10 protein-coding genes and 1 pseudogene are annotated in these 15,164 nt (G+C 71.5%); 3 read left to right on the plus strand and 8 right to left on the minus strand.

Annotated features, from left to right (window positions below):
* Positions 1-33: 33 nt before the first annotated feature.
* Positions 34-870, minus strand: a complete 837-nt coding sequence (gene rsmI, locus F4559_RS29395; protein ID WP_184674210.1) for a 16S rRNA (cytidine(1402)-2'-O)-methyltransferase — start codon at positions 868-870, stop codon at positions 34-36.
* Between the two features lie 25 nt (positions 871-895).
* Between rsmI and F4559_RS29400 the strand changes: the two genes are divergently transcribed.
* Positions 896-2,470 (plus strand): dolichyl-phosphate-mannose--protein mannosyltransferase, encoded by a 1,575-nt coding sequence (locus F4559_RS29400; protein WP_184674221.1) that lies wholly within the window; start codon positions 896-898, stop codon positions 2,468-2,470.
* Here F4559_RS29400 and F4559_RS29405 read toward each other — a convergent pair.
* Positions 2,467-2,922 carry an Lrp/AsnC family transcriptional regulator gene (locus F4559_RS29405; RefSeq protein ID WP_184674224.1) on the minus strand — a complete coding sequence of 152 codons (456 nt, stop codon included), beginning with the start codon at positions 2,920-2,922 and terminating at the stop codon, positions 2,467-2,469. The genes F4559_RS29400 and F4559_RS29405 overlap by 4 nt on opposite strands.
* A 79-nt stretch (positions 2,923-3,001) precedes the next feature.
* On the opposite strand from F4559_RS29405, the gene F4559_RS29410 reads away from it, so the two are divergent.
* Entirely contained in the window at positions 3,002-4,198 is a 1,197-nt protein-coding gene (locus tag F4559_RS29410) for an APC family permease (protein WP_184674226.1), read from the plus strand.
* Here F4559_RS29410 and F4559_RS29415 read toward each other — a convergent pair.
* From F4559_RS29415 to F4559_RS29425, 3 genes are all read right to left on the minus strand, one after another.
* Positions 4,149-6,095, minus strand: a complete 1,947-nt coding sequence (locus F4559_RS29415; protein ID WP_312865885.1) for a protein kinase domain-containing protein — start codon at positions 6,093-6,095, stop codon at positions 4,149-4,151. The two genes, F4559_RS29410 and F4559_RS29415, sit on opposite strands and share 50 nt — an antisense overlap.
* A 357-nt stretch (positions 6,096-6,452) precedes the next feature.
* Complete coding sequence (locus F4559_RS29420) at positions 6,453-7,727, minus strand: carbohydrate-binding protein (protein ID WP_446689145.1); 1,275 nt, start codon at positions 7,725-7,727, stop codon at positions 6,453-6,455.
* A 203-nt stretch (positions 7,728-7,930) separates the two neighbouring features.
* A complete protein-coding gene (locus tag F4559_RS29425) occupies positions 7,931-10,936 on the minus strand; it encodes a UvrD-helicase domain-containing protein (protein ID WP_184674232.1) in 3,006 nt (1,001 codons plus the stop codon).
* 375 nt (positions 10,937-11,311) lie between these two features.
* On the opposite strand from F4559_RS29425, the gene F4559_RS29430 reads away from it, so the two are divergent.
* A complete protein-coding gene (locus F4559_RS29430; RefSeq protein WP_184674234.1) occupies positions 11,312-12,616 on the plus strand; it encodes a TIGR04141 family sporadically distributed protein in 1,305 nt (434 codons plus the stop codon).
* A gap of 83 nt (positions 12,617-12,699) precedes the next feature.
* Here the strand turns inward: F4559_RS29430 and F4559_RS29435 are convergent.
* From F4559_RS29435 to F4559_RS29445, 3 genes and pseudogenes are all read right to left on the minus strand, one after another.
* Positions 12,700-13,721, minus strand: a pseudogene (locus tag F4559_RS29435) (IS5 family transposase).
* A gap of 66 nt (positions 13,722-13,787) precedes the next feature.
* A complete protein-coding gene (locus tag F4559_RS29440; protein WP_184674236.1) occupies positions 13,788-14,366 on the minus strand; it encodes a hypothetical protein in 579 nt (192 codons plus the stop codon).
* A gap of 23 nt (positions 14,367-14,389) precedes the next feature.
* Positions 14,390-15,109, minus strand: coding sequence for a Crp/Fnr family transcriptional regulator (locus tag F4559_RS29445; protein WP_184674238.1), 720 nt, complete (start codon positions 15,107-15,109; stop codon positions 14,390-14,392).
* Between the last annotated feature and the right edge of the window lie 55 nt (positions 15,110-15,164).

Raw genomic sequence — 15,164 nt, forward strand, 5'->3', positions numbered from 1 at the left:
AGTGGAATCGCGGCCGGATTCACCGTGCCGGGGCTACGACCCCACCACCGCGTCGTAAAGCGCCTTCTTGCCCACGCCGGACCGTTCGGCGACCTCGGCGGCGGCCACCTTCAGGCGTTCGCCCTCGGCGACGCGGCGCTTCACCTCGGCGACCAGGTCCTCCAACGCCGGTGCGGGTTCGGGGTCCGCGCCGGCCAGGACGACGGTGATCTCGCCGCGCGCGCCGGCCTCCGCCCACGCCGCCAGTTCGGCCAGCGTGCCCCGGCGGACCTCCTCGTACGTCTTGGTCAACTCGCGGCACACGGCGGCACGCCGGTCGCCGCCCAGCACCGTCACGGCGTCGGCCAACGTCGCCGCCAACCGGTGCGGGGACTCGAAGAACACGGTGGTGCGGGGTTCGCGCACCAAAGCCGCGAACCAGCGTTGGCGCTCGCCGCCCTTGCGCGGTGGGAAACCCTCGAAGCAGAAGCGGTCCGACGGCAGGCCCGAGACGGCCAGCGCGGTGGTCACGGCGGAAGGTCCGGGCGCGCACGTGACCGGGATGCCCTCGTCCGCGCACGCCGCCGCCAGCCGGTAGCCGGGGTCGGAGACGCTGGGCATCCCGGCGTCCGTCACGAGCACGACGGTCGAGCCCGTGCGCATCGCCTCCAGCAGTCCGGGCAGTCGGGACAGCTCGACCTGGTCGTAGAAGCTCACCACGCGGCCGGCAATGGTCACTTCGAGTGCCGAAGCGAGAGCGCGCAGTCGTCGCGTGTCCTCGGCCGCGACCACATCCGCCGAGGTCAGAAGGTCTATCAGGCGGCGGGAAGCATCGCGGATGTCGCCAAGTGGCGTAGCGGCCAGAACCAAACGGCCAGATACGGGACTCACACCACTCACCTTACGATCCCCTACCGTGAGCCTGATCGCACCGCAGTCCGCAGACGACGACGTGGTCGGCGTCGGCGAAGTGCCGCCGACGAGCCCGCCTCCGGGCAACGACCGCGCCGCGCGCGCGGACCAGCTCGAACCCGGCCCCACGAGCAGTGCCCTGCGCGGCTGGCTCGTGACACTGGCCGTCGCCCTGATCGGCGGTGTGGTCCGGTTCTGGAACCTGGGGTTCCCGACCGACAAGGGCACCCCGATGTTCGACGAGAAGCACTACGTGCCCCAAGCGGCACAGGTGTTGCGCAACGGCGGGTACGAGGACAACCCCGGGTACGAGCTGATCGTGCACCCGCCGCTGGGCAAGCAGCTCATCGCGATCGGCGAGTGGCTGTTCGGGTACGACGGGGTCGGCTGGCGGTTCGCATCGGCGCTGGCGGGCACGGTCGTGATCCTGCTCGTGATACGGATCGCGCGCCGGCTGACGCGGTCGGACCTGCTCGCGGCGATCGCGGGCGTGCTGATGATCGCCGAGGGCCTCAGTCACGTGCAGTCCCGCATGGGCATGCTGGACAGCTTCATCACGCTGTTCGTCGTCGTGTCGTTCGCGTGCCTCGTGGCCGACCGGGAGCAGATCAGGGCACGGCTGGCGATCGCGGTCCGCGAGGGCTGGGTCGGCAACTCGCCGTTCGGGCCGTGGCTGGGCTTCCGGTGGTGGCGGTTCGCGGCCGGGATCTCGCTGGGCCTCGCGTGCGGCGTGAAGTGGTCGGGCGCCTGGTTCATCCTGTTCTTCGGCGTGCTGTCGATGTTCTGGAGCGCCACGGCCCGGCGCGCGGCGGGTGTGGAACGGCCGTGGCTCGGCTCGTTCGCCAAGGACCTGCTGCCGTCGCTGTTGGCGTTGGCGCTGCTGCCGATCCTGGCGTACGTCGCCACGTGGTGGGCGTGGTTCGGCAGCGAGACCGGCATCGACCGGCACATCGTCGGGGTCAAGGTGACCGGCGACTCCTGGATCCCGGACCCGTTGCGCGCGCTTTGGTACAACAGCTCGAACGTGTTGGAGTTCCACACCAAGCTGTTGACGACCGAGACCAACAAGCACCCGTGGGAGTCGAAGCCGTGGACGTGGCCCATGGGGCTGCGACCGATGCTCTACTACTACGAGGGCACGACGACGGGTTGCGGCGCGGCCACGTGCGTCGGCGCGATCATGCTCGTCGGCACGCCCGCCATGTGGTGGCTCGCGTTCCCGGTCCTGGCCTGGGCGCTGTGGAAGTCGATCGCGCAGCTCGACTGGCGGTACGCGGCCGTGCTCGTCGGCTACGGCGCGGGCTTCCTGCCGTGGTTCACCAACGTCGACCGGCAGATGTACTACTTCTACGCGATGCCCATGGCACCGTTCCTGGTCCTGGGCATCACGTTGGCGTTGGGCGACATCCTCGGCGCGAAGAAGGCCGGAAAGGAACGACGGGGCACGGGTCTGCTCGTCGTCGCCCTGTACGTGGGCCTGGTCGTGGCCAACTTCGTGTGGCTGTGGCCGATCCTCAACGGCATCCCGATCACCCCGGAGATGTGGGACGCCCAGCGCTGGCTGCCCTCCTGGCGCTAGTGGAGTTCGGTGATCGCCGGCGTCTTCGTGCTCAGGTAGATCATCGAACTGCGGTAGCCGACCACCTCGCGCCGTCCGCCCAGCCGGTCGACGACGAAGGTGTGCATGTGCTCCATGTCGCGCACGGCCACGTGCACGACGAAGTCGTCGACGCCCGAGGTCGTGTACACGGTCAGCACCTCGGGCAACGCGATCAGGGTCCGCTCGAACTCGGCGACCTCGGCCCGGGACAGCGGGCGCACGCGCACGGCCACCAGCGCCTCGACCGACCGGTTGAGCGCCTTGAGGTCGACCTCGGCGTGGAACCCCTTGAGCACGCCCCGGTTGCGCAGCACGCGGACGCGTTCCAGGCACGTGGACGGCGCGATCCCCACGCGGGCGGCCAGGTCGCGGTTGGTGATCCGGGCATCCGTTTGGAGTTCCCGCAGGATCGCCGAATCCACTTCGTCCACGGCCGAATCGTGCCAGGTGCGCGGCGAATGTTGTTCGGGACGGCGGTTCCGGGCCGGTGGCCGTCCCTAGCTTGGGCCCGTGCGACTCGGGGTGGGACAGGCGACGGCGTTGGTGCTCGGGGGCGTGCTCGGGCCGGGGGTGTTGGCGTTGCCGGCGGCGGCGACGCGCGCGGCGGGACCGGCCGCGCTGGTGGCGTGGGCGGTGCTGCTCGCGGTGAGCGTGCCGGTGGCGCTGTCGTTCGCGGCGCTGGGTGAGCGGTACCCGGGCGGCGGCGGTGTCGCGGGGTACGTGGTGCACGCGTTCGGCCCGGCCGCCGGTGCGCCGGTCGGCTGGTGGTTCTACGCGTGCGGTGTGCCGGTCGGGGTGCTGGGCGGCGCGTTGGTGGGCGGGTCGTACGTCGAGGCGCTCGGCGTGGACGCGCGGCTGGTGGCCGTGGTGCTGCTGGTGGCGGCGTTCGGCACGAACCTCGCGGGACTGCGGGTGACCGGACGCGTGCAGCTCGTGCTGGTCGGCGCGTTGGTCGTGGTGTTGGCGGTGGTCGTGGTGACGGCGTTGCCCCGCGTGGGCGGGTTCACGCCGTTCGCGCCGCACGGCTGGTGGGCGGTCGGGTCGGCGGCGACCGTGCTGTTCTACGCGTTCTCCGGCTGGGAGGCGGCCAGCCACCTGTCCGGCGAGATCGGCTCGCCGCGCCGGGTCACGCTGTCCGCGCTGGTCGTGGTCGGTGTGCTGTACCTGGGACTGGCCATCGTGACCGTCGGCGTCGAGGGGGACGCGCCGGTCGCGACGCTGCTGGAACGCGCTTTCGGGTCGGGCGTGCGGCCGGTGACGGCGGCGGTCGCGGTGGCGTTGACGTTCGGCGCGATCAACACCTACATCGCGGGCGGCGTGCGGTTGGGCGTGGCGCTGGCGCGGGAGCGCGCGTTGCCGGCGTGGTTCGGCCGGGAAACGCGGAGCCTGGGCGTGTTGGGCGTCCTGTGCGTGGTGGCGGCGGCCGTGCTGTGGTCCGTGCCGCTGGACGAGGTCATGCGCGTGACGGCCGTCGTGCTGACGGCCGTCACGGGTGCGGGCATGGCGGCGGCGGTGCGGTTGCTGCCGTCGGGGTGGCTGCGCCGGTGTGCCGCGTCCGCGCTGGTGCTGAACGCGGTCGTGTTGGCGTTCAACGGTCTGCTGCTGCTCGTGCCCGTGACGCTGGCGGTCGCCGCGCTGGCGACCCGGCGCGTGCTGACTAGCGGACCGGCCGGGTCGGGGGTTCGGGGCGGTCGATCATCCGCGTGACGGGACCTTCCTTGCTCACACCCGTGCGGGACAGGTACGAGGTCAGCTCGCCGCGGATCTGGGCCAGGGTGGGACGGCGCTTGGGGTCCTGGTCCAGGGCGTTGGTGAGCAGGCGGTGGTGCGCGCTGAGCTGGGGCAGCTTCACGCACGGCTCGCCCTTGGCGGCGGCCATCAGCGACGAGATCGGGTTCTCCCGCGACCCGCGCGGCGGGTGCCCGGTCAGCGCGTAGCTCACGGTCGCGGCCAGCTGCCACGCGTCCGAGGCGGGCGTGGCGTTCTCGCCGCGTGCGGTCTCCGGCGCCAGGAAGTCGGGCGTGCCGACCATCATGCCGGTGGCGGTCAGGGTCGTGTCGCCCTTGGCCCGCGCGATGCCGAAGTCGATCAGGTGCGCGTTGCCCTCGCCGTCGACGATCACGTTGGAGGGCTTCACGTCCCGGTGCAGCACGCCGCGGTCGTGCGCGGCGGCCAGGGCGTCGGCCATCGTCACCCACAGCCGGGCCGCGAACGCGTCCTGGAGCAGGCCGTTCTTCACGACCACGTCCGACAGCGCGGCGCCGTCGATGTACTCCATGACGATCGCCAGCCCGTCCGGGTCCTGGACGATGTCGAACACGCGCACGCAGTTGGGGTGGCGCACGGCCGCCAGCGCACGGGCCTCGCGCAGCATGCGCTGCTCGGTGTCGTTGTCCGGCGCGTGCGCGAGCTTGACCGCGACGGTCCGGTCGAGCTGGGTGTCCACGGCCAGCCACACGGTGCCGAAGCCGCCGCTGCCGAGCTGCCGCACGCGGCGGAACCGGCCGCCCGCCGGGTTCCACACCTTGCCCGACACCGGCGAACTCGGGGCCTCGTGGTTGCCGCTCTCGGGCCCGAACGGCAGCGGTCCCGGCGTGTTGGCCAGCGGCGCGGGCTGCTGCGACGGCTGCTCGACGCGCGTGGGCGCGGGCTGCTGCGACGGCTGGTCCACGCGCGTGGGCGGCGGGGTCTGCTGGGGCCGGTTCACCGGCGGCACCTCGGCGACCCGCGTCGGCGGGTAGTGGCGCTGCGGCGGCGTCGGCCGGTACGGCGGCACGGGCTGGTACGGCGGGATCTGCGCGGGCTGGTACGGCGGCGGCTTCTGGCCGGGCCCCAGGGGTGCGGGCGGCGGCTGGTTCGACTGCCGGGGCTGCTGCTGCGGTTGCTGCTGGGGCCGGCTCGGCTGGTGAGGCTGCCCCTGGGGAGCCGGCGGGGTGCCGCGGTCGCGGCCGGGACGGTTCAGCATGGCGGTAGTCAACCCGAAAACACGCACGACCAGGGAGCCGATCAGCGCAATCGGGAAGAATCCGAGCAGCAGGTGGCCGACCATCGTCACGGGCAGTGCCGACACGGCCACGAGGAGGAACGCGAACGGCGGCCAGAACACCCGGCGCGGCCACGACGGGCCGAGTCGGAAGGCCGAACCCGCCTGCGTCATCACGAAGAGCAGGCACAGCAACGCGAGCAGTGCCGTGACGCACGCCGCACCCAGGAACAGCGCCCCTTCCTGGTTGGTGATCGCGCGGTAGATCGACGGCGCGTCCACCAGGTACTCCTGCTGTGTGAACGCCACGCACGGCGACTCGTCCAACGAGCCGATGCCGGGCAGCGTCCGGTCGTCGAGCGCGTGGAAGGTGTTGGAGAACAGGACCCACGGGAGCACGAGCGTGCTCACCACGCCCAGCACCGCGAACAGGCCGCCGGTGATCGGGCCGTACGAGTTGCCCACGATCCGCCGCACACCGATCGACAGCAGCGCGGCCACGGTCGGCAGCACGCCGATGAGCGCGCCCATCGCGGTCGTCGTCCAGGCCCAGTCGCCGAAGCACAGCGGCACCCCGGCCCAGCCGTGCAGCCACGCGAGCAACGACTCGGCCAGCGCCACGCCTCCCACCACCCCTTCTCGTCGCCTCTCAGGGTACGGGTGACCGGTGTCGCAACCGGTCCACTCGGACGGCGTGGTCCGCATCCAGTCGCCCGGACGCACGATCCCGTACCACGACGCGCGGAAACGGCCGCCCCGTCCCCGGCGTGCGCGGCCGGGTGGTGGAGACGGTCCAGCGTTCCGCGGGCGCGGTCGGCGTCCGGTACGCCACGTCGGCGCCCGTGGCCGAGCAGGCGCTCCCACGCGCGGTCGGCTGGGTTCGCACGGGTCCGCTTCCGCGCGGCCCGTCCCCGCGACGCGCGGAAAAGGGGCCCGGCCGAAGCCGGACCCCTCCTCCGCGTGTGCCTTGCCGCTAGATCACACGCGCTGCCACAAAGCGGGCACCGACGGCGGTTCCCAACCGGGCTGGGCCGTGTGGCCCTGCAGGCACCGGTAGTTCGCGCCGTTGTAGGTCACCGTGGCACCGGCCGCGTAGGCCGTGCCCTGCTTCCAGGTCGTGTTGCCCGGGTTGGTCGGGCCGGTCGGACCCGTGGGACCGGTCGGGTTGGTGGTCGTCGTGCCACCGCCACCGCTGGTCATCAGGGTCAGGCCGTACGCCTGGAGGATCTCGTTGACCGGCTGGAAGTACATGACCGGCGTGCCGCCCGAGCAGGTGCCCGAGCCGCCGGACGTGACGCCCTGGGCCTGGTCGCCTGCCAGCCACGAGCCACCGGAGTCACCGGGCTCGGCGCAGGCGTTGGTCCGGGTCAGGCCCGTGACCGTGCCCTCCTGGTAGCTCACGGAGGCGTTCTTCTGCTGGATGGTGCCGCAGTGCCAGCCGGTGGTCGAACCCGAGCGGCAGACCGACGCGCCGACGGCGGCCTCGGTCGAGCCATTCACCTGGACGGTGCCGGGGTACCGGTTGACCTCGGGCTTCATCGTGTTGCCGGCCGAGACGCGGACCCAGGCGTAGTCGTTGCCCGGGAAGCTGGAACCGGCGAACGAACCGCTGGGCTGCGTCGTGGACGCGCCCTGGGTGCCGCAGTGGCCGGCGGTGACGAAGCCGCCGTTGGTCACGGAGAAGCCGACGGAGCACCGCGAGCCGCTGCCGATGTAGTAGGCGTTGCCGCCGACCACGTCGATGTACGGCTTCGGGTCCTCGACGGACTGCTCGAAGCGGACGTCCGCCTCGTTCACGCCCGCGCTCTTGACGAACTGCTTGGCGCCGGCGGTGTCGCGCGTGAGCACGACGACCGTGTTGTTCTGCACGTCGACGTACCAACCCGGCACGGCCTTGGTGACCTTGCGCGCGTTGTTGTCGAGCTTGGTCTTGAGCGCGTCGAGCGTGCCCAGGTTGTTCTTGACCAGCTTCGGCGTGGCGCCGGCGTTGCGGATCGTCTGGATCTGGCTGTCGCTGGTGGCGGCGACGGTGAGCTGGGAGGCGTCACCGTTGAGCCACGCACCGGCGTAGGCCGGGCCGAGCTTGGCCTTCAGGTCGCCCTCGGTGCGGCTCGCGGCGTCCTCGCGGACGAGGCGGTCGCGGGCCTGGTCGGTCGTGATGCCGAAGTCGCGGGCCATGGCCGCGATCATGGCGCTGTCCGCCGGTTGCGTAGGCGGGCCGGCGGTCGCGCTGCTGGTGAGTGCGACTGCCACGCCGGCAGCACTCACGACAACAACCGCGACGGCGGCGGCAATGCGTCGAGTCATCCGCTGTGCTCCTTGCAGGGGGTGGGGACACAGTGTGGGTTTGCGGGGCCGTGCCATGACGCTAGTCAGACAAGCCGGACAGGGGATATTCCAGACGGGTCATATCACCGCGTTATGGTCTGGTCCTTTTATGATCTTGAGACCAGGGATCACAGCAGGCTGAGTTGGGTGCCCTGCCTGCGCCGACGAGGCGATGCGTCGCCGATGCGCTCGATCTCCTTCAACGGAACCAGAAACGGTGACGGCGGTCGTGCCGCCGAATGGCTCAAAAAGAGGTGACGCTGCGCACGCGTCATGCCCACGAAGAGCAACCGGCGCTCCTCGTTCGTCTCTTCTTCCGATGCCGGTGCACCCGGCCACCGCAGCGGCAGCAGCCCGTCCTCGCACCCGACGACGAACACCACCGGGAACTCCAGCCCCTTCGCCGCGTGCAGGGTCAGCAGCGAGACGCGGTCCGCGCGCGGGTCGAGCGTGTCGACCTCGACGCCGACGGACAGCTCGGTGTGGAACCGCTCGAAGTCCGCGCCGCACTCGGCGGCCAGCGGCTTGAGCAGTTCGTACGCGGTGTGGTCGTCGCCCGCGACCGCGCGCACCCGGTCGGCGACCGTGTCGCCCGGCGTGAACGTCAGCTCGCGCACGATCCGCGCCACGCCCGGCCGGTCGAGCAGCCGGTCGTGCGACCGCTTCTGGAAGGGCAGGCCCGAGGTCGTCAACGCCTCGACCAGGGCCCGGGACTGCCGGTCCGTCCGGTAGAGCACGGCGAAGTCGGAGAACCCGAGCCCCTGCGTGCCGTCCTCGACGACCCGGCCGCTGTCGAGCGCGTGGAACGACGCGCCGCCGATGACCCGCTCGATCGTCCGCGCCACGAACACGGCCTCGGCCTGCTCGGACACCGCCCGGTGCAGGCCGATGCGCGCGTCGCCGTGCTCGCCCATCGGCCGCAGTTCCCGGCCCGGCACCAGCGTCGTCGGCTCGATCACCTGGAGGGCACCGGCGACCACGCGGGCGCTGGAGCGGTAGTTGCGGGTCAGGTGGACCTCGCGCGCGGTCGGGAAGTCGTGCTTGAACCGCAGGAAGAACCCGACGTCCGCGCCGCGGAAGCGGTAGATCGCCTGGTCCGGGTCGCCGATCGCGGTGAGGTTTCCGTCGGCCGGGGCGAGCAGCCGCAGCAGCCGGTACTGCTGCTCGTCGACGTCCTGGTACTCGTCGACGGAGATCCACCGGAACCGGTCACGGTAGCGGTCGACCAGGTCCGGGTCATCGGCGAGCAGTGCGAGGGGGACGGTCACCAGGTCGTCGAAGTCCACCAGGTCCAAGGCGCGCAACGCCTTCAGGTAGCGCTCGTCGCGTTCCTCGATCAGCCGCTTCGCCTGCTTCGCGTCACCCGTGATCTCCAGCGCGATCTCCAGCCGCCGGTCCGGGTCGGCGATGCCGAAGTCGGCGCCCAGCCCGACGCGGTCGTGGAGTTCGCGCAGCAGCAGGACGCCCAGCGAGTGGAAGGTGGCGATCGTCAGCCGGGCGGCGTGCGCGGGGACGAGCGCTTCGAGGCGTTCGGCCATCTCCTCGGCGGCGCGGCGGGTGAACGTGATCGCGAGGCACTGCTCGGGCGGCACGCCGTGGTCGGTGACCAGGTGCGCGATCCGGTGCGTGAGCGTGCGGGTCTTGCCCGTGCCCGGACCGGCGACGATCAGCAGCGGGCCGGACGTGGTCGCCGCGGCGGCGCGCTGGTCGGGGTCGAGGCCGTCGAGCAGCGAAACGCTTACGGGGTGCGGGGTCGCGGACACGGACTTGGACGCGGGCACGGCCGCGGGCCTGGGCGCGGGTGCGGGCCTGGGTTCGGGTGCCGGGCGCGTGGCCTTGGGAGGTGTGGGCGCGGCGACCTCGAACAGCGAGAACGACGCCTTGCGCCGGTCGAGTTCGCCGGGCTCGAACACGCGGATCACGCCGTACTCGCCATCGTACCCGGCGTCGCGGATCACCTCGCCGCGCCGCAGCCGGGTCAGGGCCTCGGCCAGCAGCGGCGAGTGCGGCTCGACGTCGTCGACCGGCACGTCCCGCAGGATCTCCAGCTCCGGGCCGAGCGCGGCGGTCAGCTTGTCGATCTCGGCGAGCACCTTCTTGCTCTTGGGCCCCGTGCCGACGATCTCGCTCATGATCTCCGGCAGCGGCACGAGGTTGCGGAACCCGGCGGCGCCCTCGGGCCGGAACCCCTCGTCGCGGTCGGCGAGTTCCTCCACGCGGCTGAGCACGCCGACGGTCAGCGGCTTGGCGCACTCGGGGCAGATCCCCTTGTGCGCGATGGTCTCCTTGGGTTCCATGCGCACGTCGCACTTGCGGTGCCCGTCGACGTGGTACTTGCCCTCCTCGGGGAAGAACTCCAGCGAACCCGCGTGGCCCTCGCCGGTCTCCAGCGCGCGTTTCACCGAGTAGTAGTCGAGATCGGTGTCGAACAGCGTGGCCTCGCGGCCGAGCATGGGCGGCGAGTGCGCGTCCGAGTTCGACACCAGCCGGTAGCGGTCCAGGCCCGAGATGCGCCAGTTCATCTCCGGGTCGCTGGACAGGCCGGTCTCGATCGCGAAGACGTGGTCGGCGAGGTCGGCGTAGCAGTCCTCGATCGCGTCGAACCCGGATTTCGAGCCCAGGACGGCGAACCACGGCGTCCATACGTGCGCGGGCACCAGGTAGCCGCCGCACTCCAGCGTGATCTCCAGGAGGTCGCGCGAGTCCAGGCCCAGGATCGGGCGGCCGTCGGAGCCGAGGTTGCCGATCTTCGCGAGCCGGCGGTTGAACTCGGCGGCGGACTCCAGGTCGGGCATGTAGACGAGGTGGTGGACCTTGCGGGTGCGGTCGCCGCGCTTGTAGATCGTGGAGATCTCGACGGACAGCATGAACCGGACGGGCGCACCGGCCAGGCGTGGCGGCAGGCGGCGGTCGACGTCCCGGTCCAGGGCGTCGTTCAGCCGGAACACGCCGGGTTCGGCGGGCACGAGCGTGTCGCGCAGGTGGTCGTACCACGCCGGGTGGGTGAAGTCGCCCGTGCCGACCAGGGCGATGCCTTTGCGGCGCGCGTACCAGGTCAGGTGTTCGAGGTCGCAGTCGCGACTGCACGCGCGGGAGTACTTCGAATGGATGTGGAGATCTGCCACGAAACGCACCGGCGCACCGTACCGCCGGGGACCGACACTCTCGAACACCAGTCCGAGCGCATCGGTACTCCCTCGCGCCGAACGGGCGACGTCGACCGCTCGTCGAGGGCGATCACGGGACGGAATTACCGGAATCGGGCATTCATCCCCGACAGTCACACTATCGAGTGAAGGGTTGGGGAGTTCCTCACCCGAATGCCGACGACCGGACTACCGGGACGACCCCTGACTCCTGGCCGCCACATCGGCTCGACCGTTCGACGCACCGCCGCTGGGCGCACCTTGAGGCCATTCGGCGAAATTCCTTCCTTCGCGAGTCATTTTCACCTGATAGTCGGGCAGACTCCCCGGACACCGCTCACAAAAGCGCAAAGGACGACCTCATTGGCCCGGATCGAAGACCCGACCCGCCCGACGACCCTCCACCGCCTGCACGCGGGCCGCGGACTGGCCGACTACCTGGTGGACGACGACCACGTGCTAGTCGTGTTCGCCGGACCCGTGACCCTCGACGGCGTGGAGGCGTACCGGGTCGAAGGGGTGCTCGACGACGACCGCACCCGGCCGTCCGCCGTCGTCGTCCTGGTCCGGGTCGACGACCGCGTGTTCGCCGCGACGTGGGGCCACGGCGTCCGTCTGCTCGACGGCACCGCGATCGACCACCGGTCCCCCGGCGTCGAGCCGCACGTCGTCCGGCTCCTCACGCGCGTCGTCGGCACCGCGTCCACCGGGCGGGCCGACCGGTTCTTCGCCGACCTGCGGGAGGTCCTGCGGACGATGACCGACGAGCACCCGCCCCTGCGCCGACTCGTCGGCGGACCGCTCGACCTCGCCGACGACGACCCGGTCCGGCTCCTGCTGGAGGACCGGCTCGCGGACGCGCTCGGCGGCGGCGGCACCGACCGGGTCGACGTGCGGTGGCCTTCCGGCGCCCGGCCCTACGCCGACCGCACCCGGTCGTTCCGCAGCAACGACATCGGCGGCTACGGCCCGTTGCGCGTCGACGGGCCCCTCGCCGTCGACCACGTCGTCGACCGGTTCGCCCTGCTGTGCAAGGGGACCCGCGTCGGCGAACTCCGGCAGGCCAGGCTGATCCCGTGCGCGGACGCGGACGCCCAGGCGCTGTTCACCGGGCCGATCGCGCTCGACCGCTGGATCGCGTTCGAGACCCGCGTCGACGGCGACCGGTACTGCCTGCACCAGGGCCACTGGTACCGGCTGGACGCGGACACCGCCGCCGACCTGCGGTCCCGCGTCGAAGATCTGCTGCGCCGGCGCCGCGACCTCGGCCTGCCCGACTGGGCGCCGACCGACGACGAGGAGCGCTACCGCGACCGCGTGGCCGCCCGGACGCCGGGCTTCACGACCGTCGAACCGGTCGGCCTCGTCGGGCCCGACGACGAACTCGTGCACGTGGCCCGGCCGACGCCCGACGTGTTCGACCGGGCCAGGGCGGCGATGTGGGACCTGCGCCTGGGCCACCGTGTCGGTGCGGAACCCCGTTGTCGGACGGCGACGGTCGTGCTCGCCGTCCCGGGTGGCCTGCCCGTGGCCGACCTGCCCGCCGCGACGATGGCCGACCTGCTCGAACTCGGTGCGGATCTGGAGGTGCTCGGCGTCGCGTTGCGCTTCGCCGACATCCCCCTGGCGGGCCGGCCCGGAGCCAAGCCGACCGCGGGGAGTCCTTGACCGGCTCGCGCGTCGACGCGGGCCGGGTGGCCGGACGTGACCGCGGGACCCGTCCCCCGACTAGGAGCTGTTTGGGGTTGGGATCATGTGGTTGGGGTAAGGGTCTTCAACCACATGATGGCTCCTCGTAGATGCAGTCCGGCCTCGTAGCTTTGTGGTGTCTTGTCGTAGCGGGTGGCCAGTCCGCGCCATGTCTTGATCTTCTGGAAGAGGCGTTCGACGGTGTTGCGCCGCCGGTAGCGCACGGGATCGAAGGACACAGGCCGCCCGCCGGCGGAGCCCTTGTTCCTGCGGTTGGCCCGCTGGTCGGTCTTCTCCGGGATCACAGCCGTGATCCGGCGGCGGCGTAGGTAGGCCCGGTTGGCTTTGGAGGAGTACGCCTTGTCCGCGGCCACCGCGTCCGGACGGGTGCGCGGCCTTCCGACCGGGCCGGGAACCCGGATCCGGTCCAGCACCGTCCGGAATTGCGGGCTGTCCCCGGCCTGGCCAGGGGTGAGCACGAACGCCAACGGCAGCCCGGCGGCGTCGACCGCGGTGTGGACCTTGCTGCTCAGCCCGCCCCGGGACCGGCCGAGCCCGGCCGCCGCAGCCCGCGCCTTCCGACGGCGCCTACGGGCGGCACGGTCCCGACCGGCAGATGTGCCCGCGTCGGTCGTGTCCGGCGCGGACCGCGACGCACCACCCGCAGCACGCTCCGCTGGACGGGCAACGGAGCCCCTTTTTCCCCGGTCAACGCCTGTTCCAGCGCGTCAAGGGTCTCCCCGGTCACCGCGAGTCCGGCCGATTCGTGGTGTGCCCGCACGATCGTGGAGTCCACGCTCACCAGTTCCAGGTCGACCTGTCCGCGGGAGGCGGCCTCGGCGATCAGCGCCTCCATCAGCGTCTGGAACACTCCGGTCTTCGCCCAGGTGTTGAACCGGGAGTAGACGGTGGACCAGGGACCGTACCGTTCGGGCACGTCACGCCAGCCTGACCCGGTGCGGAACCGCCACAGGATCCCGTTGAACTGCTCCCGCACCCGACGTGGCAACGGCCCGGTGGCCGCCACCGGCATATGCGGCTCGATCAACGCCCACTCGGCATCGGTCAGATCAAAACGCGCCACATCCGTGTTCTACCAGCCCAACCAGCACACCACCGGGCCCACCTAGATCCGAACTTCAAACAGCTCCTAGCCGACCTGGAGCCACGCCGGCTGCCGGAAGTCCTTGACCACCACCTCGACCGGTTCGAACCGGACCAGGCCCAGCCCGCGCTCGCCGGCGAGCACGACGTCGCGGTGGAACCGATCGGACACGATGAGCCCGAAGTCCACGTCCCGCTCGTCGGCGACGAACCGGCGCAGCGCCGGGGCGTCGACCAGGCGGGCCGCGGTCACCACGGCCTCGCCGTTGACGTGCGGCGGGTCCATCACGGTCGGACCGTGGTCGACCGCGATGCGCAGGCGCAACCGGTAGTCGTCGTGGACCGGCCGGTTCACGTCGTGCAGCGCGATCGTCAGCTCGCGCATCAGGTCGCTGGCGATCCAGGCGCCGGGCACCTGCGCGCCGACCAGGAGCGTGGCGCTGTCGCCGTCGTCGCGGCGGAAGCACTCGGCGTCGGCGTAGCGGGAGTGCCGGACGGAGTCGACGACCTGGTCGAGGACCGTCCCGAGTGCCCGGTCGAGGTGCCTCTGCCGTGTCACACCGCCGGAACTGGAGTCGACGACGTCGACGCGCACCACGGTGCGTTCGAGGGCAAGGAGGTTCACGGGTCCACTCCGGATCGTCGGGATCACGTGCCCACCCTCTGCGGGCAGGTGGGCGAGCCGCCACATCCGTTGATGGGATTCCCGTAATCCGGCGGCGCCTGGGCGGCCCGGCGCAGACATCCCTGGCAGGGCACCGTGAGCTTCCGGGACCCGGGGTCCAGGAGGTTGCGTCGCCGCAACGCCCGTACGGCCCGTTGCGCGGACGGGTACGACATGTCGGCGAGCTGGCCGAGGACCTCCTGGGTGACCGGGAGGACCACCTTCCGGTCGCGGTCGTCCGAGAACGCCTGGGCCAGGTCGACCAGTTCGCGCAGTACCCGGGCGACGGCCTTGCCCGCCCGGCGGCGTTCGACGGTGTGCAGGCGCAGGGCCAGCATTCGGACGATGGCCTGGTAGACGCGCGGGTGGCGGTCGAGGAACGCCTGGAAGCGGCGGCCGGGGATCTTGACCACGGTGACCAGGCCGTAGGCGATCACCGAGGCGGTTCGGCGGCCGTCGCCGAAATAGGCCAGTTCGCCGAGCAGTTCGCCGCGTTTACGAAAACCGAGAACCCTTCGCAATCCGTCGTCGCCGCGGTCGAGGACCTGGACGTAGCCGGAACGGAGGACCATCACGCAGTCCGCGACGTCGCCCTGCCACATGAGGTGGCGGCCGGATTCGTAGGTGACCTCGTTGCCCAGGCTGAGCAGGGCGTCGAAGTCCTCCGCCGCGGTCCACTGTTCGAAAGTGTCCCGTGTGGTCATCTACGACCACCGCGGTGGGGGATCGGCGTTCATGCCCTATCGCCTCCGCGACATT

Source organism: Saccharothrix violaceirubra (genome assembly GCF_014203755.1).
GTDB classification, from domain to species: Bacteria; Actinomycetota; Actinomycetes; order Mycobacteriales; family Pseudonocardiaceae; genus Actinosynnema; species Actinosynnema violaceirubrum.

Excerpts from the sequence above, each read along its gene's own strand:
- F4559_RS29445 (WP_184674238.1), bottom strand. The coding sequence starts at position 15,109 with ATGACCACACGGGACACTTTCGAACAGTGGACCGCGGCGGAGGACTTC.